Annotated in this window: 20 protein-coding genes; 15 read left to right on the top strand and 5 right to left on the bottom strand. The window is 51.5% G+C overall.

Annotated features, from left to right (window positions below; all coding sequences use genetic code 11):
• The first annotated feature begins 242 nt into the window (after window positions 1-242).
• The 5 genes from HRH59_RS04565 to HRH59_RS04545 all read left to right on the top strand — a co-directional run bounded on the left by HRH59_RS04565 (window position 243) and on the right by HRH59_RS04545 (window position 5,667).
• Window positions 243-1,862, top strand: a complete 1,620-nt coding sequence (locus HRH59_RS04565; protein WP_173500090.1) for a methyl-accepting chemotaxis protein — start codon at window positions 243-245, stop codon at window positions 1,860-1,862.
• Window positions 1,863-2,044: 182 nt separating this feature from the next.
• Entirely contained in the window at window positions 2,045-2,548 is a 504-nt protein-coding gene (locus HRH59_RS04560; protein WP_173500089.1) for a hypothetical protein, read from the top strand.
• Window positions 2,545-3,213: a PspA/IM30 family protein gene (locus HRH59_RS04555; RefSeq protein WP_173500088.1), complete on the top strand. Its 669-nt coding sequence runs from the start codon at window positions 2,545-2,547 to the stop codon at window positions 3,211-3,213. Before HRH59_RS04560 ends, HRH59_RS04555 begins: the two co-directional genes overlap by 4 nt.
• Window positions 3,213-3,884, top strand: a complete 672-nt coding sequence (locus HRH59_RS04550) for a YqiJ family protein (protein ID WP_173500087.1) — start codon at window positions 3,213-3,215, stop codon at window positions 3,882-3,884. Before HRH59_RS04555 ends, HRH59_RS04550 begins: the two co-directional genes overlap by 1 nt.
• Window positions 3,885-3,924: 40 nt before the next feature.
• Window positions 3,925-5,667, top strand: coding sequence for a flotillin family protein (locus HRH59_RS04545; RefSeq protein WP_173500086.1), 1,743 nt, complete (start codon window positions 3,925-3,927; stop codon window positions 5,665-5,667).
• Window positions 5,668-5,724: 57 nt separating this feature from the next.
• On the opposite strand, the gene HRH59_RS04540 is transcribed toward HRH59_RS04545, so the two are convergent.
• The 4 genes from HRH59_RS04540 to HRH59_RS04525 all read right to left on the bottom strand — a co-directional run bounded on the left by HRH59_RS04540 (window position 5,725) and on the right by HRH59_RS04525 (window position 10,038).
• The gene (locus HRH59_RS04540; RefSeq protein ID WP_173500085.1) at window positions 5,725-6,747 is read right to left on the bottom strand and encodes a CNNM domain-containing protein; all 1,023 of its coding nucleotides are present in this window, start codon (window positions 6,745-6,747) and stop codon (window positions 5,725-5,727) included.
• A 120-nt stretch (window positions 6,748-6,867) separates the two neighbouring features.
• Window positions 6,868-8,700 carry a choice-of-anchor I family protein gene (locus HRH59_RS04535; RefSeq protein WP_173500084.1) on the bottom strand — a complete coding sequence of 611 codons (1,833 nt, stop codon included), beginning with the start codon at window positions 8,698-8,700 and terminating at the stop codon, window positions 6,868-6,870.
• A gap of 94 nt (window positions 8,701-8,794) precedes the next feature.
• Window positions 8,795-9,040 (bottom strand): YheU family protein, encoded by a 246-nt coding sequence (locus HRH59_RS04530; RefSeq protein WP_173500083.1) that lies wholly within the window; start codon window positions 9,038-9,040, stop codon window positions 8,795-8,797.
• Window positions 9,037-10,038: a hydrolase gene (locus HRH59_RS04525; protein ID WP_173500082.1), complete on the bottom strand. Its 1,002-nt coding sequence runs from the start codon at window positions 10,036-10,038 to the stop codon at window positions 9,037-9,039. Before HRH59_RS04525 ends, HRH59_RS04530 begins: the two co-directional genes overlap by 4 nt.
• Before the next feature lie 52 nt (window positions 10,039-10,090).
• Between HRH59_RS04525 and HRH59_RS04520 the strand changes: the two genes are divergently transcribed.
• The 10 genes from HRH59_RS04520 (at window position 10,091) to HRH59_RS04475 (ending at window position 22,738) form a co-directional block, all read left to right on the top strand.
• On the top strand, window positions 10,091-10,594 hold the full coding sequence (locus HRH59_RS04520; RefSeq protein WP_173500081.1) for a hypothetical protein: 504 nt from the start codon (window positions 10,091-10,093) through the stop codon (window positions 10,592-10,594).
• Window positions 10,595-10,893: 299 nt separating this feature from the next.
• Complete coding sequence (locus HRH59_RS04515) at window positions 10,894-12,465, top strand: GMC family oxidoreductase (RefSeq protein WP_173500080.1); 1,572 nt, start codon at window positions 10,894-10,896, stop codon at window positions 12,463-12,465.
• Window positions 12,466-12,554: 89 nt separating this feature from the next.
• On the top strand, window positions 12,555-13,925 hold the full coding sequence (locus HRH59_RS04510; RefSeq protein ID WP_173500079.1) for a diguanylate cyclase domain-containing protein: 1,371 nt from the start codon (window positions 12,555-12,557) through the stop codon (window positions 13,923-13,925).
• A gap of 411 nt (window positions 13,926-14,336) precedes the next feature.
• The gene (locus HRH59_RS04505) at window positions 14,337-17,342 is read left to right on the top strand and encodes a TonB-dependent receptor (RefSeq protein ID WP_218573458.1); all 3,006 of its coding nucleotides are present in this window, start codon (window positions 14,337-14,339) and stop codon (window positions 17,340-17,342) included.
• A 120-nt stretch (window positions 17,343-17,462) separates the two neighbouring features.
• Window positions 17,463-18,209, top strand: a complete 747-nt coding sequence (locus HRH59_RS04500; RefSeq protein ID WP_173500077.1) for a SapC family protein — start codon at window positions 17,463-17,465, stop codon at window positions 18,207-18,209.
• 9 nt (window positions 18,210-18,218) lie between these two features.
• The gene (locus tag HRH59_RS04495) at window positions 18,219-19,253 is read left to right on the top strand and encodes a cupin-like domain-containing protein (RefSeq protein WP_173500076.1); all 1,035 of its coding nucleotides are present in this window, start codon (window positions 18,219-18,221) and stop codon (window positions 19,251-19,253) included.
• Window positions 19,254-19,269: 16 nt separating this feature from the next.
• Complete coding sequence (locus HRH59_RS04490; RefSeq protein ID WP_331460149.1) at window positions 19,270-20,781, top strand: tryptophan halogenase family protein; 1,512 nt, start codon at window positions 19,270-19,272, stop codon at window positions 20,779-20,781.
• Window positions 20,775-21,485: a DUF6445 family protein gene (locus tag HRH59_RS04485; RefSeq protein WP_173500074.1), complete on the top strand. Its 711-nt coding sequence runs from the start codon at window positions 20,775-20,777 to the stop codon at window positions 21,483-21,485. Before HRH59_RS04490 ends, HRH59_RS04485 begins: the two co-directional genes overlap by 7 nt.
• Before the next feature lie 202 nt (window positions 21,486-21,687).
• Entirely contained in the window at window positions 21,688-22,353 is a 666-nt protein-coding gene (locus HRH59_RS04480; protein WP_173500073.1) for a hypothetical protein, read from the top strand.
• A gap of 40 nt (window positions 22,354-22,393) precedes the next feature.
• Window positions 22,394-22,738, top strand: coding sequence for a 5-carboxymethyl-2-hydroxymuconate Delta-isomerase (locus HRH59_RS04475; RefSeq protein WP_173500072.1), 345 nt, complete (start codon window positions 22,394-22,396; stop codon window positions 22,736-22,738).
• An 83-nt stretch (window positions 22,739-22,821) separates the two neighbouring features.
• On the opposite strand, the gene HRH59_RS04470 is transcribed toward HRH59_RS04475, so the two are convergent.
• Complete coding sequence (locus tag HRH59_RS04470; protein ID WP_173500071.1) at window positions 22,822-24,720, bottom strand: sialate O-acetylesterase; 1,899 nt, start codon at window positions 24,718-24,720, stop codon at window positions 22,822-22,824.
• Between the last annotated feature and the right edge of the window lie 94 nt (window positions 24,721-24,814).

Here is a 24,814-nt window from a genome sequence, read left to right as displayed (position 1 = left end):
AGAAAAATGCCGGTCAGCTTAACTGACCGGCATTACCGCGTAAGCGGCCTTTTTTTTAACTTATATCACAGCCTGTTTATTGGCTCAGTATGTCAAGCGACAAACCATTGCAGTAAAAATACATCCAACGCTGGCGGCTCAGCCTGCAACAGGCTAAAGTAAAAGAAATTTTTCAGTGTCTTCCGGTTTTGGCCGATATAGTAATGCTGTAAGGCAAATTAAACTGCAATCAGAGGTAAATAATGCTCAGAACGATAACCATACAAAAACGATTGCTGGCCGCTTTCGGTATATTGGCACTGTTGCTGGCGATTACCGGCATATTTAGTGTACAAAGCCTGTCTAAGGTAAGAGCACAAGCGGATATTGTAGAATCTAACCTGTTGCCGGCGATAAGTTACCTCGGACAAGTAGAATCATTAACCGGTCGCTCCCGTGCCCTGACACTACGGCTATTGCTGGCGATCGATATTACCCAGGAAGGTGAAACCTTTAAGAGTATCGAATCAATTAATGCTGCGGTAGAAAAAGCGGTACAAGATTATGCTGCAACCGTTTATATACCGGAAGAGCGTAAACTGTTTGACCAATTTGAAGCCGTTGAAAAACAATATTTTGAATTACAACGCAAAGCATTAGAGTTGTTACGCCAGGAAGAACTTGGCGCAGCCCAGGACTTGCTGGAGCAAATGAATCCGTTGGCTGATCAAATGAATAATCTGCTGGCGCAACTTGGCAAAGTGAACCAACAAGCCGCTGTCAATGCCCGCGCGGAGTCAATATCTACCTATGAATCAGCGAAATGGGCGGTAATAGTGCTGATTATTGTCGCCATTATTATTGCGGTGGCGATTGCAGTACTTATCTCACGCAGCGTTAATCAACCTCTGGCACAAGCGGTACTGTCGGCACGTTTTATTGCTGATGGTGATCTGACACAGCCACTGGAAGTCAGTGGTAAAGACGAACTAACCGAATTATCTACCGCTTTAAAGCAGATGCAACAAAAACTGCGAGACGCCATCAGCCATATCGCCAGTTCATCAAACCAACTGGCAGCTGCTGCAGAAGAGCTGAACGTAATTACGGATGAATCGGCCAAGGCTTTGCAATTGCAGAACGATGAAGTTCAGCAAGCGGCAACGGCGATAACCGAAATGAGCTCGGCGGTAGACGAAGTTGCCGGTACAGCGCTGCAAACCTCAGAAGCCTCATCACAGTCTGCCACCCTGGCCAAAGACGGCACACAAAAAGTTGCGCAGACCAGCAGCGTCATTGAGAAGATGAATGCCGATGTACGCCAAAGTACCAAAGTCATTAATACCCTGGCTGAGAAAGTATCATCGATTAACCAGGTACTGGAAGTTATCCGCAGTGTCGCCGACCAAACCAACCTGTTAGCACTTAATGCTGCAATAGAAGCCGCCCGTGCCGGTGAAGCCGGCCGTGGCTTTGCCGTGGTGGCCGATGAAGTACGCAGCCTGGCACATCGCACACAAACCTCTACCGGTGAAATTGAGCAGATGATCCAACAAGTACAGTCCTCTGCCAAAGAAGCGGTAAATGCCATGCAGTTGATCAGCGGCAATGCCGACAATGCACAGAATGTGGCTAAGTCAGCTGCTGATGCGTTGGAGTTAATTGCCACCAATATTATGGCAATTAGTGATCAAAACCACGTTGTTGCCGGTGCTGCTGAAGAGCAATCAAAAGTAGCGCGTGAGATAGACCGTAACATTGTTACCATCAGTGACTTAGCCGCACAAACGGCCGACAGCTCCAGCCAAACCACTGCCAGTGCAGGTGAGTTGTCACGGCTGGCTATTGAGCTGAATGCGCTGGTCAGTAAATTTAAAGTGTAATTGTGTTTTAATCGCTCACATACAGTTCACTTAGTAAAAACCAGAACTACGGTTCTGGTTTTTTTATATCTCAACAACAGAGGTAATAAAAATATCAATATAATGGTGTTTATTGTTTACTTTTGAATTCATTTGAATACACTAAGTATTAAATGAACACGCACAGTGGCAAGGAGCGCAATATGAGCACGAAAACGGTGCCTTTCAGCGCCAGGATCAGTGTCGAAGACGCCGAGTTTATCAGCAGTCTGGAATATGATGGCGCTCATACACCGTCGGATAAATTACGCGCTTTACTGGCAGAAACCCGGCGCAGGCATCAGGGGTTCACCGATTATGGCCAGAATTTGGCCCAGATGCAGGAATGGTTGGGACAAATAAAGCGCCAATTACTGGTGCGTCAACAGCAGTTAAGTCAGCACAGCGAGTTGATGGTGCGGGTGCTGGATGCGCTACCCGATTTATTGGCGACGTTGCAAACAATGGCCGCCAGTTGCAGCAGCCTGAATAGCCGTGAACTGCAACAGACCGAGCAGCAAGTCATGCTAAAGCTATGCCGCTTAAATGAATTGTTAATGCCATTGGCATTAACAGCCAGTGCGGATACCGGGCTGGCCCAACGCATGTTTGGCTTAGCAACCCTGATCCATGAACACAAATTGGCAATACAAGGAGCACCGCAATGAGTGAGAGTATAACCCGTCGTGTCGCGCGTCTGGTCAGTGGCAGTGTTAACGCGCTGGTAGATGCAGTAGAAAACAGTGCACCGGAAACGGTAATGGAACAAGCCATCCGTGAGCTGGATGTTGCGATTGCGGATACCCGCAGCGAACTGGGTCAGCAGGTGGCACAAAAGCATCTGGCCAGTAAAAAACTGATGGAAGAAAACAGTCGCTATGAAGCGCTGGCAAGCCAGTTAGAGGTAGCAGTAGCCAATGGTCGTGATGATTTAGCTGAAGCCGGTATTGCAGAACAAATGGATATAGAGGCGCGCATTCCGATATTGGAAGCGGCCATTACTGATGGTACGGCGCGGGAAAAAGAACTGGAAGGTTTTGTGCAGGCGCTTCAGGCGAAAAAACGCGAAATGCAGGCGGAGCTGCGCTCCTTTGTACAGGCACAGCAAGCGAGTTCACAAGCTGCTTCAGCTGCTGCTCAGCGTGGTGATACTGCAGCCGATAGAGCCGGCCGCGCCAGCGATGCCTTTGGCCGGGTGCTGGAAAAAGCCTCCGGCATTGCCGGGCGCGACACCAACCTTGGTAATGCTGGCAAACTGGCTGAGCTGGAAGATTTAGCCCGCAAGAACCGCGTAGCCGAACGTCTGGCGGCGCTTAAAGCAGGCAAAAGCTAGTGTTTAGTCTGATGCTGGCCAGTGAGAATATGGCCTTTAGTATCGCACTGGTACTGATGCTGATGATAGCTGTGCTGGAAGGGGTCGCTGCCTTATTTGGTGCGGGCGTGTCATCAGCGCTGGAAAGCTTGTTGCCGGAGTCGGAGCTTAGTCCGCATGCAGAAGTTGGCCAGATTGATGCCGATACTGCCTTAAGCCGTTTTCTCGGCTGGTTACGCATAGGCGAAGTGCCACTGCTGATGCTGCTGGTGATCTTTTTACTGTGTTTTGGCTTACTTGGCTTGCTGTTGCAGGGCGCCTTGCACAGTATGCTGGGCGTGCTGGCCCCGGGCTGGTTGGCGGTGCCAATAGTGCTGGTACTCAGTTTGCCGTTGGTGCGGCTGGGCGGTGGTGTATTGCAGGCGATTATGCCGCGCGACGAAACCACTGCCGTCACAGAAGACAGTCTGCTGGGCCGTATTGCCGTTATTACACTGGGCACGGCGCGGGTCGGCTATCCGGCTGAAGCCAAAGTACGTGATCAGCATGGTTACAGCCACTATGTGCAACTGGAGCCGGAAGATGCGGCTGAAGAGTTTACCCAGGGCAATGAAGTGCTGTTGTTGTCGCGCCAGGGCGCGGTATACAAAGCGATGTTAAATCCTAACCCGCATTTGTCAGAGCAGCGCTAAGTGCCTGCCACAACGGAAGGTTTTTTAAAAGGAGCAGTAAATGTTGCCTTTAAATTTAATTGATATTTTGATCATCGCCGGTGCGGTGCTGGTCGGTTTGCTGATACTGGGCATGATTTTGGCCCGGCTATACAAAAGAGCGACTAAGGAAGTGTCCTTTGTGCGTACCGGTTTTCGTGGTGAAAAGGTGATTATGAATGGTGGCGCACTGGTGCTGCCGGTATTGCATGAAATTATCCCGGTAAATATGAATACGCTGCGCCTGGAAGTGCGCCGCGCGAACGAGCAAGCCTTAATAACCCGTGACCGTATGCGTGCCGATGTTACCGCCGAGTTTTATGTGCGGGTAAAGCCGACCGCAGATGCGATTGCCAATGCGGCACAAACATTGGGTTTAAAAACCATGAACCCGCAACAGCTGAAAGAGCTGGTTGAGGGTAAATTTGTTGATGCACTGCGCTCGGTGGCCGCTGAAATGGCGATGGAAGAACTGCATGAAAAGCGCGTTGATTTTGTGCAAAAAGTACAGCATGTGGTATCGGAAGACTTGTTGAAAAACGGTTTAGAGCTGGAGTCGGTATCCTTAACCGGTTTAGATCAAACGGCGTTTGAGCATTTTAACCCACAAAATGCGTTTGATGCCGAAGGTTTAACTAAGCTGACGCAGGCCATTGAATCACGCCGTAAAATTCGTAACGATATTGAGCAGGAAACCGACTTAGCGATTAAGACCAAGAACCTTGAAGCTGAGCGGGCCAAGCTGCAAATCTCACGGGAAGAAGAATACGCCCGCTTAGAGCAGGAACGTGAAGTATCCATTCGACGGGCGTCACAAATGGCAGAAATTGCCCGCGAACAGGCAGAAAAAAAGCGCGAAGCCGAAGAAGCGCAAATTGCCTCACAGCGTGAAATTGATTTAAAACGCATTATGTCGGAACGCGATATCGACAATGAAACCATTCAAAAAGACCGTGCGGTGCGCGAGATGGAAATTGCTAAACAACGCGCGGTAGAGCAAGCAGAAATTGAACGGCAAAAGGCGGTCGAGCTGGCATCGCAGGAAAAATCTATCGCGGTAGCAGAGAAATCCCGTGCCGAGTCTGAAGCTAAAGCCGATGCCGATAAAGCCCGTGCGTTAGCGGTAAAACAGGAAGAGGGCGTTATTACCGTGCGGCAAACCGAGCAGGCAGAACGGGCCAAGCAGGTTGAACTGATTCAGGCGCGTCAGCAGGCGGAAAAGGATGCGATCCATTTGGTGGTCGCTGCTGAGGCAGAGAAAAAAGCCGCAGAAGATCAGGCGGAAGCTTTACGGGTTGCAGCTCAGGGCCAGGCCGATAAAGAGCGCTTTACCGCCAAAGGGCAAGCTGATGCTGAACTGTTGTTAGCTGATGCCAAAGCGCGTAGCTACGCGGTAGAAGCCGAAGGTAAGCAGGCTATTAACGCCGCCGCTAACACCTTGTCAGCTGAGCAAATTGCCATGCAGGTAAGATTGGCACTGATTGAGCATCTGCCAAATATTATTGCTCAGAGCGTAAAACCGATGGAGCAGATCAGCGATATTAAGATCCTGCAGGTTAACGGTATGGGCTCACAGGGTGGCGGCAGCGCTGATGGCGTAGCCAGTGATGGCGGCAATGGCTCATTGGCCGATCAAGTAGTAAACAGCGCGCTACGCTATCGCGCTCAGGCGCCTATTCTGGATTCCTTGCTGTCGGAAATCGGCTTAAAAGCCGGCGACATTAACGGCATGACAGAAGCATTAAAAGCGCCGTTAAAACAGTAAGTTGTTAGATATAAATGTAGAACAGGCCGCAATTGCGGCCTGTTTTGGTTATGCAACTCAGTCGTCAGACATATTCTTTAGTTTATGTTCCCAGCGGCGCTTGGCAAAGCGGCGCATATTGGGGATATCATCGGTTTCATCCATAATCGGCTGGCCGATAATGGTTTCTATCACGTCTTCCATCGTTACCAAACCCAGCCAGCTACCGTATTCGTCGTAGACCAAACACATGTGTTGGCGCTCGTGCATCAGCTGTGTCATCAGCTGCTCGGCGCTCATCTTGTCAGAAATTACTTTGACCGGTTTCATTAAATCGGCAACGGTGGTTTGGTCGGTAATATCCAGCATATCGTAGCGAAAGGCGATACCCAGAGGCGCTTCGTCTTTATCCAATACAGGGTAACGGGAAAACTGGCCTACTTTGACCCGTTCAGCAAAAGCGTCCAGCGGCTCGTCCGGACTGGCAGTTTCGCACACGGTACGCGGTGTCATAATGTCACGTACTTTAATGTCGTGCAGATCAAGAATATTGGCAATAACCCGCTGCTCGTCTTCATCCAGCTTGTTCAGTTCGCGGCCCAATACGGTCAGGGCTTTAATTTCCTGGCGTAAATCATGTTCGTGCTGGCCGCCGCCAAATAACTTCATTATTTGATCCGATAACCAGATAAACGGCTTTAGCATAGTGATCATAGCGTTAAGCACAGCAGGCAGCAGCGGTGCCAGTTTTGGCCAGTAACGCGCGCCAATGGTTTTCGGCATAATTTCAGACAGCACCAGAATAAGCACCGTCATGATCGCAGAGGTGATACCCAAATAGCCGTTGCCAAATACGATAGTCACCTGAGCACCAACGCCGGTAGCACCTACAGTGTGCGCAACAGTGTTTAGCGTAAGAATGGCCGCCAGAGGCTGGTCAATCTTATCTTTTAATACTTTTAACTGTTCATACAGCTTAGGCCGGGTCAGCTTTTGCTGGGCAATATAACTGGGGGTAATCGATAGCAACGCTGCTTCGAGGATAGAACAAACAAAGGATACCGCAATTGACAAAACCGCAAATGCAATTAAAAGGCTCATACAGGTTGGTTACAACACTCCGTTTTACTAACACCGCTGCAGTATACTAAGAGTAAATCGGGAATGCGAGCCGGCACCCTGCCGGCCCTTGATGGTATAGCAACTGCTTTAATGCCTGACTTACAGCTCTGTTACCTGATACACCGTTACACTACCGCTGACTTCATTGCCGATAAGCAGCAGCGGGTTGCCGTTCGGACTGTCGGCGGCAGGCACAAACTTAATGCTTTCCGGGCCTAAATCGCCGGCCAGCGGCACTTCGGTACAGTCCATACCTTCGGCAGTATCACACGGCTCGGCTAAGTCATCGTCCAGCTCAAAATCGGCACTAAAATTACGGTTAATATAATGGCTGACAAAGCTGGCCTGAAACGGATTAGTTACGTCGTAAACAAACAAATCACCGCTACGCTCCTGGGCAATAAAGGCATAGGTGCGGCCTTCGATAGTGCCGACGTCAATGGCTTCCGGCTCGCCACCTTTGTCGTCAGAGCGGTTATCACCTTTGTTTTCAGTATGGGCACTGTTAAAGTTATTGCCGAGAATGGCAGCAGAGATACGGCCGAAATCGTCGCCGGAGTCATAGACCATATTCACATTTTGGTCCCAGATAGAAAATGAACGGCCGCCATAGGCATAGAGTTTTTCTACTACACCGTCGTTATCCGGGTCAACCAGTGCTGCTGTTACTTTTAACCGGCCTAAGCCGTCATCGCCGCCGGTGGCGTCGTACAGCGCTTGCAGTTCAGTACTAAAGGTTTTGTTCAGTTCGTCCGGGTCGATAATATCGGCAGCGCGGATATCTTCTGAGTAAGCATCCCAATCACGTGAGTCGCCTTCGTTAGCAGAGACAATAAAGGTAGCGCCATTCCACTGATAAGAGGCGATAGAATCCGGCTGATACAGGCCATATACGTTAGGCAGTTTGCGAAATGACGCCACTTCGTCTTCGTTAGTGTAATCAATCAGGTACTGCCCCCAATCTTTAACGCCCAGCGCTTTAACTTCAATGGTCATTGCCTCAAGGTCGATAATGCCAATGGCATTGGCTTCCTGCAACGACACCCAGGCTTTTTTGCTATCTGCCGCTACCGTGATGTATTCCGGCTCTAAGTCTTGCGCGACCGTGGTACCTGCCGGGCCGGCAAATTTAACACCCGCTGTTTGCAATAACGCCCGACGTTTAGCGTCAGTGTCGTAGTCGCCGGCAGAGAGTAAATCAGAGCTAAACACGATATCTGTCGTCAGATTTATAGTTTGTGCTACATCAGCCGGTATACCGTCGGTCAGGCTAATCACCGAAATGCTGCCTTCCGGGTCAGCGTTGTAATCGGTATCCGGTTCGCCTTCATTGGCCACCAGCACCTTGCTGCCATCCGGGGTAAAGGTCAGCATGTCCGGCAAGGCACCAGCCGCAACAGCTTTAACCAGGGTACCAACGCCGCTGGCGTTTAAGCTGTAAAACAACACCGCACCGTTGTCAGTTTTAACCGGTGCGGCAACCGCAATAGCAAGCAGGTCGCCATAAATGGCGATAGAGTTGGCTTCCCCCAGCGCTACCGTTATATCGTTACCGGCAGCATCTTTAACGCTGACACTATCGGCAAAAGTAAAAGGTACTGAGCTTAAGCTGTCATCAGTTATACCATTACCAACCGCTGCTACAGGCAGGTTGGCCAAAGCGATAACTTCAATTTGGTTGTCTGCAGCGTTAATGGCAAAAGCCGAGTTTGATGCCTTATGAAACTGCACAATTTCGGCAGCCGACTTACCATAAATGCCAGTGTTAAAACGGCCTACTACTTCAATGCTCAACTCTCGCGGCACGCTCTTGCCAGGCTGTCCGGCATCTCCTGCCGGGCCTGTAGCGCCTGCTGCACCATCATCACCGTCCAGCGAACAACCGGACAATATCGTTATAATACTTAAAGCGAGCAGTGAACGTTTTAGCATGCTGATATTCCTGATTTTATTATTGAAAGCTAACCAATTAATAAATCAGTGTCAGCACAACGCATGACAGTTACATGAAACAGCGGTGATGTTTTTATGACGGCTTGTCTTGCTGATCTTGTTGTTGCAAAAACAACTGCTTCGGCATCAGGTTAATACTTTCATGCAGCTCCGAATAGACAATCACCACTTCACCGCTTTGCAGTTGACGCTGTACCATGGCGACTTTTTCCGCCATCGCCATTTCCTGCTCGCCGTAATCGGTGCCCTCGCGCAGCACATAGTATTCGATCAGGTTGTTAAGGGTGTCTTCTGCGATCTCGGTGTAAGGAATAATCATTTAATTAACTGCTCAATAATAAACTGCGGAATACGCTGATTTAACCAGAATTTGGGCTTTAGCACACTGCCATAAACAAAGCCGACATGGCCGCCGCCGCTGGTCAGCTCGTAATGAATATGCGGGCTGAGCTCATCAGCTTTGGGGATCACGTCGTTACTTAAAAACGGGTCATCTTTGGCATGAATAATCAACGTGGGTATATGAATATGGCGTAAAAATGCTTTGCTGCTGGCTTTGCTGTAATAGTCCTGTGCATTTAAAAAACCATGCACCGGCGCGGTGTAATATTCGTCAAACTGCTCAATGCTGCTAAAACCCTGCACCTGCTGTGGTGTTAACGGCAGGGGAAAGTTACTGAATTGCTGCAGTTTGGCCAAAGTACTGCGCTTTAACCGGCCGAGTAAATAACGCTGATACAGCTTACTGCTGCCGCTGTTAATGCGTTTGGCACAGGCGGCTAACGACAGCGGCGGGCATACCGCCACCGCCGTAGCTAACGGATTCTTTTCGGCCTGCTCACCACAGTATTTCAGTAATACATTGCCGCCAAGCGAATAGCCTACCGCCACTAACGGTCGCTGCGGGTAACGCCGCTTTACCTCATTGATCACCAGCGCAGCATCTGCGGTATCGCCGCTATGATAAGCGCGTGGCAGTTTATTGGGTTTACCGTTACAACCACGAAAATGTACTAACACCGCCGGCCAGTTAAACTCACGGCACTGTGCCAGCATGGCCTGAATATAATGGCTGTTAATATCACCGGCCAAACCGTGCAGCAGGATAACCAACGGCGCTTTATCGTCTGTAACTGCATTGTCTAACCAATTTAGCTGTAATTCATCGCCATCGGGTAAGCTAAACAGTTCCGCTGTGGTGCTGACACGCTGTTTCGGGCTTAAATATTTGGCAAAAATGGTTTGCAGGTGGGCATGCTTTAACCACCAGGCAGGCTGAAACGGCGCATTTGATACTGGTCTGATCTGAGCTTGCAAATTAGTGTATCCTGATAAACAATGAGTTCACTTTTACAGCAGGTGCAGCACTATGGATCGGCGCAAATTTATCTTAACCGGCATTAGCTTAGGTGCAGCAGCCAGCCTGGGTAGCGGGTTAGCTATCCGGGGTTGGCAGCGAAGCCTGACGCCGGATAGCAGCAACCGCGACCTGGTGTTATCTGCGTTGTTACCGGCGCTATTGTACGGTGCTTTACCACAAGATGCGACCTTAGCCGCTGCCGAACTTGATCGCACTAAAACCGCGATCAGCGACTTTCTGCCGTTTTTACCATTGCGCCAGCAGCAGGAGCTTAACCAGCTGTTTAACCTGCTGGCTAACCGCGTTACTCAGTTGGGCCTGACCGGGCATGTCAGCACACTGGCCGACCTTAGCATCCACCAGCGGCTGCAATTGCTCAGCCGGTGGCGCGACAGTTACTTAGCGTTGTTACAGCAAGCTTATCATGGCCTGCGTGAACTGCTGTATGGTGCTTATTATGGCCAAAGTGAGCACTGGCAAACGCTGGGCTACACTGCGCCGCGGTTTAGATAGGATGATAATAAGTGCGAACAGCAACAGGTTGGAACCCCGATGCGCAGCCACAGAGTGTCTGAGTGGGCGCGAAGGCGACCGCGAGTTGCTGTGGCGAGCACAGCGGGTGTTGCAGCCTGTGAGCTTTGGTGGGCACGCGGTCACTGTGAACGACTCTGGTACAAGGAAATCCACACTTCGCCGCCTTCAACAGCACGTCCCTGTGCTGTCTCAGCCTGCGCGGCATCCCTGCCGCTGCTGCGTGCGGACACCTTGTACCGTCGCTTCAGGCACTTTCAGCAGATTAATGAGATAGACACATGACGATTAACCACCTGGATGCCAGCCAATTTACGCAAGACCAGCTGTTTGATACTGATATCGTTATTATCGGCTCCGGCGCTGGTGGCGGTATTGCCGCCGAGCAATTAGCGCAAGCTGGTTTTAAAATTTTGCTGCTGGAAGAAGGCGCCTGGTACACCCGCGATGATTTTGTGATGCAGGAACGCTGGGCGTACCCGCATTTGTATCAGGAAGGTGCGGCGCGTAAAACCCGCGATCAGGCCATCGGCATTTTGCAGGGCCGTACCGTCGGCGGCTCTACCACAGTAAACTGGACGACATCAATAAGAACACCAAAAGCTACACTGGACTTTTGGAACAGCAAATTTGGCGTCAATTTTAGTGGTAAAGATGATTTATCTGATTATTTTGCAGCAGCAGAGCAGCGACTTAACATTCACCAATGGCCGGTGCCACCCAACGCCAACAACGCCAAACTACAGCAAGGCTGCGAAAAGCTCGGTTGGCAGTACACATTAATTAACCGCAACGTGAATGGCTGCGCTAACCTCGGTTATTGCGGTATGGGCTGCCCGATTAATGCCAAGCAATCGATGCTGGTGAGTACTATACCGGCGGCGATGGCATTGGGCGCGACACTGATATCGCGGATTTCGGTGCGCCAGTTGCACTGGCAGAGCGACAGCATTACCGGGTTGGAAGCAGTACCGGTAGACCAGTACTTTCAGCCACGCCATGATCTTCGTATCCGCATTAAAGCAAAACATTATATAGTCGCTGCCGGCGCTATCGGCTCACCGGCTTTGTTGCTGCGCTCAAAAGTACCTGATCCGTCCGGCCGTTTAGGCAAACATACCTATTTGCACCCGACAGTGATTTCCGGCGCCTTGTTCGATGACGCCATAAACGGCCACAGCGGTGCGCCGCAATCCATTTACTCTGATCAATTTGTCTGGCCGGCGGATAACAACAAGGCCGGCTATAAACTGGAAGTACCACCGCTGCACCCGGTATTAATGGCCACCAAGCTAACCGGTACCGGCGCCCAGCATGCCGCCTTAATGCAGCAATTTAACCATTTACAGGTCACCATAGCGCTGCTGCGTGATGGTTTTCATCCGCACAGCCAGGGTGGCACAGTGCAATTAGATGATGCACAGCAGCCGGTGCTGGATTACCCGATCACAGATTATTTATGGCAGGGTATGCGCGAAGCCTTGTTATCGATGGCCGGGCTGCAGTTTGCCGCCGGCGCCAGACAAGTACTGCCTGTTCATCACGATGCTCAGCTTTACAACAATTGGCCCGAAGCCAAAGCAGCCATACTGCAGCTACCAATGCAGGCGCTTAAGCAAACCGTGGTATCGGCCCATGTTATGGGCGGCTGCAATATGAGCGCCAGCGCCGCCAACGGTGTGGTAGATCAAAATGGCCGCCACCATCAACTGCAAAACCTGTCGGTATTCGATGGCTCTATCTTGCCCACCAGCCTTGGCGCCAACCCGCAACTGACTATTTATGCGCTGGTGTGGCGCAATTGCCAACAGTTAATCAGCAGCTTAAGAAACCAGGTTAACACTTTAGCTTAAGCTAACATTTAAATCGCCGGCCGCAGATAAGCCGGCGGATCCGTGCTAAGGTTTACACAACTCTTTTGCTGTGAAGCCTTAGCCTTGCTATGAACACCGACAGTTACAAAGCGCTGAGTAACTATATCGATTTACTGCTCGATGCTATTTGTGTGGTAGATAAAGGCGGCCATTTTGAATTTGTCAGTGCCGGTGCTGAACGTATTTTTGGCTACACCCCCGCCGAAATGCTCGGCCGGCCGATGATAGAGCTGGTGCACCCTGATGACAGAGAGCGTACCTTAGCTACCGCAGCCGAAATTAACGCCGGGGTAGTAAAAGTAGACTTTGAAAACCGCTATATCCGCAAAGATGGCCGCATAGTGCATTTGCTGTGGTCGGCGCGTTGGTCTGACACCGACCAGCGCCGCGTGGCGGTAGCGCGCGATATCAGCCGCAGCAAGGTAATTCAGGCGCGCCAGGCGGCGGTTTATACTATTTCTGAAGCGGCTTTTGCCAGCACCGACTTGCCGGCGCTGTACCACACTATTCAGCAGATCATTGCCGGTTTAATTCCGCTGCAGCGTTTTAGCATAGTGCTGACCGATAATAACCCTCAGCAACTTAATTTTGTTTACGATACAGCCCAACAAAACCCGCCGGGCAGCGAGCTGTTAACCTTCTGCGCCGGGGTTATCCGCCGTGCAGAAACCATTTTAATTACCAAAGATAACCGCAAAGAACTGCCGGCCAAATTACGCCAGCTGGCCGGTGCAAAAGCCGCAAACTGGTTAGGTGTGCCGTTAAAATCGCACAGTGACGTAATAGGCGCTTTGATGTTACAAAACGATGCCACTGCAGCAGGTTACAACAGTAGTGACATTGAGCTGCTGGAATTTGTCTCGGTGCAGGTAGCCGTTGCGATAGAACGTAAACGTATGCTGGACCGGCTACAGTACAATGCGTTGTATGATCAACTTACCGGGCTACCCAACCGCGAATTGTTTGCCGACCGCTTGCAGCTAGCCAAAACCCGGGCGCAGCGCGAGCAGGGCAGCTTTGCCTTGTTGTATCTGGATTTAGATAAGTTTAAACCGGTAAATGACCAGCACGGCCACCATGTTGGTGATCAGCTGTTACAGCTAACCGCACAGCGTATTCTCAGTTGCCTGCGCCACAGCGATACCGTAGCACGGTTTGGCGGCGACGAGTTTGTCATTCTGTTGGAGCACGTAGATAGCACAGAGACAGCGGTGCAACTGGCAGAGAAAATACGCCAGGCACTCAGCCAGCCTTTTGCGCTGGCCGGCCAGCTGCTGCACATTCTGCCCAGCATTGGCGTAGCGCTGTACCCTTGTCACAGCGACACAGAAAAAGAGCTGCTGTTACTGGCCGATGAAGCCATGTACCTGGGCAAAAAAGCCGGTGGTAACCGCGTAACGCTAAGCCACTCCACTCAAGCACAACAGAGCACCGCTTAGCCGCCGGCGGCTCTCCCTCCCGCGCATCGCCGCAACAAAACACCACAGTTACTACTGGTATTTAAAGCCAAAAACAGTCTTACTGCTGCTATGCCCGCTGAAAATATAAAAAAAAGCAAGAAGGTAACGCATTTTGACAAAATCGCCAAAGTAACAAGATTACTACAATGATTGTCGGGGGCTTGGCTGGTCAGCATGGATGTGCAGGCAGTTGGCAAGGTCAGCGCCTGCACAAACGAGCACTGCGGGATCCGGCAAGTGGAATAAATAATGCTGTGAATGCCCGATTGTTTGATTTGAATGACTTATAACAAATCACAAGGGGATGTAGAAAAAATGGAAAACAGGAACAGATTTACCAGAACAGCCTTGGCCCAAGCGGTGTCATTGCTGCTTGGTAGCGCTGCAGGCATGCCGTTATATGCGCAACAAGCGCCGGAAACGGAAACCGTCACGGCGGCAGATATTGAAGTAATTCAGGTTAAAGGTGTGCGCTCCAGTATGCAGGAAGCCGCCTCTATTAAACGTAATTCCATGGGGGTGGTCGACGCCATTTCTGCCGAAGATATCGGTAAGTTTCCCGACACCAACCTGGCAGAGTCTCTACAACGTATTACCGGGGTGTCGATTAGCCGCAACAATGGCGAAGGCTCTGAAGTAACAGTACGTGGCTTTGGCGGCGACAATAATATGGTCACGCTTAACGGCCGCACCATGCCCTCTGCCACCACTTATGGTGCCGGCTCTGGTGCTGACGGTACCACCCGCGGCGGCAGCGCCAGAGCTTTCGATTTCTCCAACCTCGCTTCAGAAAGTATCCGCGCGGTAGAAGTGTATAAAACCGGCAAAGCCAATATTGCCACCGGCGGTATCGGTGCCACCCTGAACGTAAAAACTGCCAGACCGATGGACACCGGCGAAACCGTAGCCAGTGTTGGCGTTAAAGCAGTGCATGACACCACCAACCGCAGCGGCGACGATGTAACACCGGAAATATCGGGTATTTTCAGTCATGTGCTGGACAACGGTAAGTTTGGCGTCAGTATTTCAGCCAGCCACCAGCAACGTGATTCCGGCTATACCGGCGCCACGGTGAATGACTGGGAGGTAGATTACTGGGACGATATTGCCGATGCTGACCGTACCTGGAATAACGCTGATACTGTGGTGGTTAATGCACCGGCACAAGGCCAGTTATATGCCCGGCCAAACGATATCCGTTATGCCTTTTCCAACACTGAACGCAAGCGGGATAACGCTCAGTTGACACTGCAATTCAGACCTCAGGACAACTTTACCGCCACCGCAGATTATACCTTTGCCGAAAATAACCTGGTAGAACACCGTGGTGAAATTACCAACTGGGTGCAAAGAGGCAGTAACACCAAGCTGGTTGAGTTTGATAACAACACGGTAAAAACACCGTCTTATATTCAGGAAACCTATGCCAGTGCAGTTGATGAAGGGTACGAGCAGCAATGGCGTGAACAAACCAATACGCTGAAATCTGCCGGCTTAAACCTGGAATATCAGGTCAATAATTCGCTGACGCTGGCACTGGATGCCCACAGCTCTGAGCTGTACAGCCGCGGCACCGGACCGCGCAACTCAGGCGAGCTTGCTGTTGGTTTAGGCGCACCTATTGTTACCTCGCGTGAATGGTTCTGGGGCGCTGACTTACCCACTTACCTGAATGTGTATGACGACACCCTGCCGGATAAAGGCGCCAATGCCAATGGCATGGTTGACGCCGGTGATGTCGGTTCTTCTATTGCCCGTATTCGTAATGCCAGTCAGGAAAGTAAAATTAAGCAGTTGAAGCTTGATGGTGCCTACGAGTTTGACGATGGCCGCTTCGACTTTGGTGCTGAAATTCGCAATATGGAATCGCGCTCTATCCAAACTGCCGGTAATAATATCGCGCTGGGCAACTGGAACGTCGGCAACCCCGGCGAATTTGGTGATCTGATCCAACCCTTTAATTTACCGGGTGAGTTTGATGACTACGACACCCTGGCGGGCGGCTATGGCTTTATTGCCGATCCGCGTGCCCTGTATACCGCTGCCGAAGCGCTGTATCCGGGTATTCCGTCCACTGTTGAAAGTGCTTTATCCTACGACAACATTGTAGAAGAAGACACCATGGCAGTGTACTTCCAGGTAGCACTGGAAGGAGAGCTGGGCGGTATGCAGTTTGATGTATTAACCGGCCTGCGTTATGAAAAAACTGATTCGAAGTCCAGCTCTTTAGTAAGTGACGTGTACTTTCAGTGGGAGGATAACGACGATGTGGTGGCTTATGTCGACTCCACCGTACCGCCGGAGCCTGCCAATGCAAAAAATGATTATGACTATTTGCTGCCAAGCCTCGATGTCAGCCTGCATATTAGTGATGATCTGATTAGCCGCTTCTCGTTTAGCAAAACTATCGCCCGTGCCGGCCTGGGAAGCTTGGGGGTTTCAGCTTCCGACTTTGGCGGCGGCGGTGGTTCCACCTTGTTAGGCGCCCAACCGGTTGCTGATGCCTCTAATCCCCGTTTGCTGCCGTTGGAGTCGACTAACTTTGACATGTCGCTGGAGTGGTATTACAACCCGTTCAGCTATATGTCGGCCGGCGTTTTCCAGAAAAACGTGGTTAACTTTATCGGCAGCCGCCAGGTCGATCAACCACTGCTGGGTATCCGCGATGTCACCGCCGGCCCGCGTGCAATAGCGGCAGCCCAGGCGGTGCAGGACGGCGGCTTCCCGCTGGATGACACTTACCTGTATGCGATGATGGTATTTAACGAGTACCGCACCCACCCGGATATGATTGCCGAATTCGGCGCCAATCCGCAATTTACCGGCACGCCGGCACAGATCGATTTCCTCGCTAATAATGCGGGTTTTGATTTACGGGCGACAGACGAAGACCCGGAAGTGATTTTCCGTACCAGTACGCCGGACAACAACCGCGCTGCGAAAATCTATGGTGCCGAATTTGCTATTCAGCATTTCTTCGGTGAAAGCGGCTTTGGTGTGCAGGCTAACTACACCATAGTGCGCGGCGACGTTGGCTTTAATAACAATGCCGATCCGAACGAATCGCAGTTTGCTCTGGTTGGCCTGAGCGATACCGCGAACCTGATTGGTATCTTTGAGAAAGACGGCTGGCAAACGCGGGTGGCATGGAACTGGCGCGATAAATATCTGGCTGAAGTCAATAAAGGCGGTTCAAATAACCCGAGGTTCGAAGAAGGCTATTGGCAAATTGATGTTAACGTCAGTTACGACATCAATCCGCAACTGACTGTATTTGCTGAAGCCATTAACCTGACCGGTGAAAACAGCCGCTCACATGCCCGTAATAAAGCCATGTTGTGGTACCTGACCGATTTGGGGCCTCGCTATCAGCTTGGCGTGCGTTACGACTTCTGAAGCCTGCCGCCAGCACAACTGGCGGTGATGCTCTGTTCGTTGTACTGTAAAAGCCGGGCGGCAGCGCAGCGGCTTTTTACCGTTTAACGACAGTGGTAGTAACAGAGACAGGAAGCAGACATGACGCAGCACGTACTGTTAAATAATATCGACCATCAGGATACCCGGGTCTTGCACTGTTTTGCCGCAGAATATGGCGACAACCTTTGCAGTGTGCCGGTGTTTGCCACCGAATTTGGCGCCCTGCAACACGAGTACGCCATTCTGGCGCAGCACAATCAACAGGACGACAGCTTTCAGGCTGTCGCTTTACTGGGGCTGGCAGCAGAAGAAAATCTGTACCTTAACCCACAGCACGCCAATGGCTGGGATGGTCGCTATATTCCGGCACTGATTGAAAAAGGCCCGTTTCGTATCGGCTTTCAGCAGCAGGCCGGACAAACCGAACCCGAAGCCGTGGTGCATATCGATTTGGCACACCCAAAAGTAAACCGGCAATATGGCCAACAATTGTTTCTGTCCCATGGCGGCAACAGCCCTTATTTGCAGCATATTGCCGATACCCTGCAACGTATTCATCGCGGCACGGCGCTGACAGGCCCGCTGTTCAATGCCTTTGGCCGGTTAAACCTGCTGCAGCCGGTTAATATCGAATACAGCCTGCAAAATGGCGAAAAACACCGTTTAAATGGTTATTACTGTATTAACAGCGACGCTTTGGCCAGGCTACGCGGGCCTGAACTGGAACAGTTACATCAAGCCGGTTTTTTACAACAGGCTTTTGCCATGCAAAGCTCACTGCGCCATATCAGCAGTTTAATCGAGCGTAAAAATCAGCTGCTGCGCGCTGCAGCACAACCGGTATAGGGCCCGCTTATGCTGCAGGTTAGCCGGCACTGCCGTATTATTGATGACTGCCAGCCAGGCGTCGTACCGGCGCAACTGCTTAACAGCACTGAGCCGCTGCTGTTAAAAGGCCTGGTCAGCCATTGGCCTGCAGTACGGCTGGGACAACAGGGCCCGGCGCCGCTGGCCGATTATCTGTTATGCCATTACAACGGCGCAGCAACCCAGGTATACCGTGGCGACCCCGGCCTGAACGGTCGCTACTTTTATAATGACAGCGCCACCGGGCTAAATTTTAGTATCAGCAACGGCCGGATTGATCAGGTACTGGCTGATCTGCTGGCCTGGCAAGATGTTGCGCAGCCGCCGTCGGTATATATCGCCTCTAACCTGCTGCAAAGCCACTTTCCAACGTTGCCGGGCCAACTGCCATTGCAACTGCCCAAACCAGAGCTGGATTACGCTACTGAACCGGATCGGGTTAGCATCTGGCTGGGTAACCGCTCACTGGCGGCCTGCCATTATGATGCGTCAGAAAATCTCGCCTGCTGTGTCGCCGGTAAGCGGCGTTTTACGCTGTTTCCGCCGGAGCAAGTCGGCAATTTGTATCCGGGGCCGCTGCAGCCGACACCCGGCGGCCAGGTGATCAGCATGGTCGATTTCGATAAGCCCGACTTGCAACGTTTTCCCAATTTTCCGCGCGCTGTTGCTGCCGGCTGTATTGCCGAACTGGAACCGGGTGATGCCTTATATCTGCCCGGTATGTGGTGGCATCAGGTGGAAGCACAAAGCAGCTTTAATGTGCTGATTAACTACTGGTGGAGCACAGCGCCACACTATACCGGCTCGGGCATGAACCTGCTGTATCACGCCCTGTTGTGCCTGCGTGATAAACCGGCGCATGAGCGCAAAGCCTGGCAGGCACTGCTGAATTACTATGTGTTTGATGATCCGCAGCAAGCCGCAGCCCACCTGCCGGCCGAAGCGCGGGGCATGTTAGGCCCGCTGGATGAACTGCAGGCGCGCCAGCTCAGAGCCATGCTGCTAAGCCGGTTAAACCGCTAATATGAGGGACAATGCTGTGCACACTGAAACAGAACAACAGCCGGGCGTTAAAAAAGTGGTGATAGCCGGCGGCGGCACCGCTGGCTGGGTCGCTGCCGCGGCGCTGTCAAAACGCTTACAAGGTCTGGTACAGGTGGTGCTGGTCGAGTCGGAAGATATCGGTACTGTCGGCGTGGGTGAATCTACCATACCGCCGGTGCAGCTGTTTCATAATCTGCTGGGTATCGACGAGCAAGAGTTTATGCGCGAAACCGATGCCACCTTTAAACTGGGTATTTCGTTTGAAAACTGGGGCCAGCTGGGCGACAGATACATGCACCCTTTTGGCACCACCGGCAAAGGCAGTTTTCTGGCTGATTTTCAGCACTATTACCTGCATGGCCGGGCGCTTGGCGTCACAGCGCCGCTGGGCGATTATTGCTACGAGTTGCAGGCCGCCTGCGCCGGCAAGTTTGGCAAAAGCAGCAATTCGATGATTAGCTATGCCTACCATCTGGATGCCGGCCGCTATGCCCGCTTTTTACGCCGCTTTAGCGAAGCGCAGGGTGCAGTGCGCATAGAAGGCAAAATAGCGCAGGTGCAGCAGCATGTTAACGGTGATATTCGTGCATTGGTGCTGGAAAATGGTGAAGAAGTAACCGGCGATCTGTTTATCGATTGTACCGGCTTTCGTGCCCTGCTGATTGAGCAAACCCTGCACAGCGGCTTTGAACGCTGGGACCACTGGCTGCCGTGCAATAAAGCCGCCGTGGTACAAACCGCACCGGGCGCCAACCTGCCGCCGTATACCCGCGCCATCGCGCATGACAGCGGCTGGCAGTGGCGTATTCCGCTGCAACACCGGGTTGGCAATGGCCTGGTGTACGCCAGCGATTATCTGTCTGATGCCGCCGCCAGTGACCGGCTGCTCAGCAATCTGGAAGGCGCGCCGCTGTTTGAGCCGCGCATCCTCAGTTACCAAACCGGCCGGCGCAAGCAGTTCTGGTTGAAAAACTGTGTCGCGCTGGGCTTAGCCAGCGGTTTTATTGAACCACTGGAGTCGACCAGTATTTACCTGTTTATGAATGGCGTGATCAGGCTGTTGCGCTTATTTCCGTTTAACGGCGTTAGCCAGCCGCTAATTGATGAATATAACCAGCAGTCGATTGGAGAACTGGAGAAAATCCGCGATTTTATTATTCTGCATTATCATCAGACCGAACGCAGCGACAGCGACTTCTGGAACTATTGCCGCACTATGCCGATACCCGATTCACTGGCGCACCGTATAGAGCTGTTCCGTGCCAGCGCGCATGCCTTTCAAACCGGCGACGAAATGTTCCGGCTCGAGTCCTGGACTCACGTCATGCTGGGCCAGCGCTTAACACCACACAGCTATCATCAGCTGGTCGCTGGCTTGCCGGCACAGCAATTAACGGCACATCTGCAGCAAATTCGCGACACCATCAGCCATGCCGTGGCGCGCTTGCCGCAGCACAGCGAGTTTATCCGTCAGTACTGCCAGGCGCCGGACTATACGCGATGCTAAGCCCTAATCCTGCTATGCAGCTAACGGTACAGCACCCCGGCAACGAGCAATCGCCGCTGCTGATAGTCGATAATTTTCTCGCCAAACCAGAGCTGTTGCTGGCCGATGCCTGCCAGCAGCGCTTTGTTGCCAATTCGCCCTATTACCCGGGCGTGCGCGCGCCGGCGCCACAGGCCTATCAGCAAGCGCTGCTGCAAAGCCTGACGCCAGTGTTACAGGAGGTGTTTACCCTGCCTGCCGGCAGCCTGCAGTTTTCTATTTGTCATTATTCACTGGTTACCACGCCACCGGAGCAATTAAAGCTGCTGCAGCGCATTCCGCATTTTGATACCACCGAACGCCATGCACTGGCGGCGGTACATTATTTATTTCACGGCGAGCAGGGCGGCACCGCCTTTTACCGTCACCGTAAAACCGGCTTTGAAACTATAGATAACAACCGCACCGCAACCTATTTCTGTGCAATGGAAGCAGAAAATGGCGGCCCGAATATTCCCGGCCCCGATGCCGGTTATATTAACGGCGACACGCCGTTATTCACCCGGATAGCCGAGGCAGAAGGCGTATTTAACCGGTTAATTATTTACCGCCGCCACGCCCTGCACAGCGGCTCGATCCCGCCCCATGCCAGCCTCTCAGCCAATCCGGCAACAGGCCGGTTAACCATCAGCAGTTTTATCGACCTGCAGCCAGAGCAAGGGTAAACACTATCCTTGCTTTGCCAGACGGCTTAGCCGGTATTTTTTGCCAACACAACTATCGGCTGTACCTGTAAATTATTGTAAGTTGTACAGCAGCGGTGTAGTGTTCTGTACATTAAATTTACAAGCACGGGTAACCCGTGTTTACGTGCGGGCTCGACCCGCCGAAGAAGCGTTCAATGCTGATTTGGGTTAAGAGGTTATATTGAAGCTCTACAAATATATGCCGGATAAATTTGTTAGTGGATTTGTCGATAAAGGGCTTCTTTTGTTCAGAAACCTTACATATTTCAGACAATACGAAGACATTCGCAGAGGCGATCCATTAGAGGGATTTCATCGAGATAACCCTGAGAATGATGTAACTTTGTCTTGCCCAAAAACTGGTCGAATTTTGGCAAAAGGAGATTTCTCTTTCTTAAATTCAACAAATACCGATTTGATTTTTGTCTTTTGCATGTCGAGAATTCTTAAAGATGAGTTGTATAAAGAATTTGAGACTAATACATGCATAGAAATAACCGAACCTTTAGAGTTTACCAAGCGAGTCCATTTTTCGATAAAGAAATTATTGTCACCACATAAAAATGGTTTGTTAGCTGGGGATGTGAATTATTATCGTGATAACGCGCCTGTAGGATTTGATGTAAAAGAGCCAAAGAATCTTGCTTTTGCAAAAGGTAATCATTATGAGCATCAGAAAGAATTTAGGCTTGTATTTGGCACGACAAAGAGAGCCTTCGATTTAAAGCAGCAGATTGTAGTTAATCGAAGTTACGATTTCCTTAAAGAAGCTAAGAATGGTCAGCCTAAAGAGAAATTAGTGAAAATTGGTTGTTTACGTGACATTACGAAAGTACATCGCATTTAATAACCTAGGTCCGAGCAAAATTATCCATAGAGGAAGATTAATGCCACATTTTATCGTCGACTGCTCGGTTGAGGTGCTGGAAAGTCACCCTGAGGAATATATTGCAGAGCAAATTCACTTAGTTGCTGTTGCCTCTGATTTGTTTGATATCGGCGATATTAAAGTCCGGGTTAATCCTTACAGTAAGTATCTGGTTGGCGGAAAGCGTGAGCTTTTCATCCACGTTTTTTCCAGCATTATGCAAGGTCGCAGCACTGAGCAGCGGGCAAAGTTGTCGCAGTCGGTTGTTAAGAAGTTAGTGACTATGTTCCCCCATGTGCCAAATATTGCTATGAATGTCAGTGAATTTGAAAAAGCCACTTACTGCAACCGGAATATGCTCTGAGCAATACAGCTGAATAAAGTCGGGGCTTGCGGCACCCCCGATAAGCACATTTAAAACAAAGGGCAATGGCCGGGTTAAGCCAGTTACTTTGGCCGGGCAATCTGCGCAGTAAAAGGCGACGCCGGTAAGCCTGCACTGTTATACAGCACGGCATCCGGGTTATCGGCCCAGGCGTAGCGTACTTGCTGCGGCGCTTTAATATCGGCATGCGACAGCACTAATTGTTTACCTTGTAGCTTTACCTGCGCCCAGCGGTACTCGCCGTCGCTGCCGGCGATGGCAAAGCTTTGGCCGGCTTTTAGCACCAGCTGCTGATCAAAGCTAAGCAGTAATTTATCGCCCTGCGCCTGTGCCGACAGCAGCTGCGGCCCCTGATACTGCACATCCTCGCCCAGTGCTACCGCGCGTGCCGCCAATGCCAGCCGTTGACCAAGCGTTTTTTTATCCACCGGGTGAATATCGTTCCACTCGCCGACATCAATCGCCACCACCATGGCGGTATTGGGCTCGCTCTGCACAAGGCGTTGTGCTTCACGCAGCGCCGCCCAGCCACTTTCGGTAGGCTGTGGACTTTTCTCCAGATAATTGGCCAGTTGTACATATAAAAACGGCAACTGTGGCTGTTGCCACTTGGCGCGCCAGTCACGAATCAGCGCACGAAACCGCTGTTGATACTGTACTTCGCGGCCAACATTCGACTCGCCCTGATACCAGATCACACCCTTAATTGGCAGTTTGGTCAGTGGCGCGGTTAAGCCATTAAACAGCCCCAGCGGCTGCCAGCGGACAAAGGTATCAGACGGCAACGACTCTGCTGTGGCACCACGGCGCATCTGCCACTGGCCGCTAAGGGCTATATGCTGCCCGTCAGTGCCCAGCCAGTAAGGTTTATCCGGCATCAGGCCGGTTTTGTTATTGGTGGCAATAACCCGCACCGCTATCAGGTTGTTGCCGGCTGTAAGCAGCCCCTTTGGCAAGGTATATCGCCGTGGCGGATACTGATAAGTGGTATGGCCTACCTTAACACCGTTGATATACACCTCGTCGGCATCGATGATAGAACCAAGCCGCAAGGTATCGGCGGCAGCGGCTTGCTGCGCCGTTAACTGCACGGTTTTACGCAGCCACCAGGCGCCGGTAAAAGGCTCAGGCAAAAAGCCAGGTACGGTAAAGCTTTGCCAGTCGCTGTGATCCAGCGTTGGTGCATACCAAGGCGTATCGCCGGTTAAGCCGGCATCGGCTTTAGCCAAAGCGCCATACCACTGTGCGTTCTTGGCTTTATCGGCCGCTTCAATCTGCGCTATCAGCGCTTTGTCGCGAAACTTTAGCCCTTGTGCCAGTGCATCCGGAAAGGCCTGCAGCGCTTCTTCACTCAGCCAGGCTTCGACCGGCGAGCCGCCCAGGGCATTATTTAAAATGCCAATGGGCACGCCGTTGTGGTTAAACAGGTCGCGGGCAAAATAAAACGCCAGCGCGGAAAACTGCGCAATAGTGTCCGCGCTGGCGGCTTGCCACTGCCCGGCGCTTAAATCTTGCTGTGGCGCGTCAAAGTTATACTGCTGCGGTACGGTAAACTGGCGGATTTGCGGGTAATTGGCGCTGGCTAAATCCTGCGGATAGGCCTCAGTGAGGCGCGCCATCGGCAGTTCCATATTCGACTGGCCGGAAGCCAGCCAAACATCGCCAAAGCAAATGTCATTTAGCGTAATTTGATTGCTGCCGGTAAAGCGCAGCTGATGGCCGCAGCCGGCTTGTTGCGCCGCCAGCTTAAATTGCCACTGGCCCTTGGCAGCCTGTACTTGCCCCAACACAGCACCGTTTAACTGCACTGTTATCTGCTCGCCGGGCGCCGCATAGCCCCACAAGGTTAGTGCGGTGTCACGCTGCAGCACCATATTATCGCTGATTAATGTCGGTAAACGAATATCGGCCTGCACACTCAGGCTGCACAGCAAGGCGACGACAGCTAAGCATTTAATCATCCGTGGGCTCCGGCAAGGTTTTGACACAGCCTAACATGCTGTTTTATTACGCCAAGTCTTTGCACAATATTGGCTAAGCGCTTAGTAAAAAACG

This window comes from Rheinheimera lutimaris (assembly GCF_013283795.1).
Taxonomy (GTDB): Bacteria; Pseudomonadota; Gammaproteobacteria; order Enterobacterales; family Alteromonadaceae; genus Alishewanella; species Alishewanella lutimaris.
Note: the sequence above shows the minus strand (reverse complement) of the source record. Positions and strands in the feature narration are given on the sequence as shown.

What these genes read in the sequence shown, in the direction of transcription:
- HRH59_RS04565 (WP_173500090.1), top strand. Translation starts at nt 243, where the DNA reads ATGCTCAGAACGATAACCATACAAAAACGATTGCTGGCCGCTTTCGGT.
- HRH59_RS04560 (WP_173500089.1), top strand. Translation starts at nt 2,045, where the DNA reads ATGAGCACGAAAACGGTGCCTTTCAGCGCCAGGATCAGTGTCGAAGAC.
- HRH59_RS04555 (WP_173500088.1), top strand. Translation starts at nt 2,545, where the DNA reads ATGAGTGAGAGTATAACCCGTCGTGTCGCGCGTCTGGTCAGTGGCAGT.
- HRH59_RS04545 (WP_173500086.1), top strand. Translation starts at nt 3,925, where the DNA reads ATGTTGCCTTTAAATTTAATTGATATTTTGATCATCGCCGGTGCGGTG.
- HRH59_RS04540 (WP_173500085.1), bottom strand. Translation starts at nt 6,747, where the DNA reads ATGAGCCTTTTAATTGCATTTGCGGTTTTGTCAATTGCGGTATCCTTT.
- HRH59_RS04535 (WP_173500084.1), bottom strand. Translation starts at nt 8,700, where the DNA reads ATGCTAAAACGTTCACTGCTCGCTTTAAGTATTATAACGATATTGTCC.
- HRH59_RS04530 (WP_173500083.1), bottom strand. Translation starts at nt 9,040, where the DNA reads ATGATTATTCCTTACACCGAGATCGCAGAAGACACCCTTAACAACCTG.
- HRH59_RS04520 (WP_173500081.1), top strand. Translation starts at nt 10,091, where the DNA reads ATGGATCGGCGCAAATTTATCTTAACCGGCATTAGCTTAGGTGCAGCA.
- HRH59_RS04515 (WP_173500080.1), top strand. Translation starts at nt 10,894, where the DNA reads ATGACGATTAACCACCTGGATGCCAGCCAATTTACGCAAGACCAGCTG.
- HRH59_RS04510 (WP_173500079.1), top strand. Translation starts at nt 12,555, where the DNA reads ATGAACACCGACAGTTACAAAGCGCTGAGTAACTATATCGATTTACTG.
- HRH59_RS04505 (WP_218573458.1), top strand. Translation starts at nt 14,337, where the DNA reads ATGCCGTTATATGCGCAACAAGCGCCGGAAACGGAAACCGTCACGGCG.
- HRH59_RS04500 (WP_173500077.1), top strand. Translation starts at nt 17,463, where the DNA reads ATGACGCAGCACGTACTGTTAAATAATATCGACCATCAGGATACCCGG.
- HRH59_RS04495 (WP_173500076.1), top strand. Translation starts at nt 18,219, where the DNA reads ATGCTGCAGGTTAGCCGGCACTGCCGTATTATTGATGACTGCCAGCCA.
- HRH59_RS04485 (WP_173500074.1), top strand. Translation starts at nt 20,775, where the DNA reads ATGCTAAGCCCTAATCCTGCTATGCAGCTAACGGTACAGCACCCCGGC.
- HRH59_RS04475 (WP_173500072.1), top strand. Translation starts at nt 22,394, where the DNA reads ATGCCACATTTTATCGTCGACTGCTCGGTTGAGGTGCTGGAAAGTCAC.
- HRH59_RS04470 (WP_173500071.1), bottom strand. Translation starts at nt 24,720, where the DNA reads ATGATTAAATGCTTAGCTGTCGTCGCCTTGCTGTGCAGCCTGAGTGTG.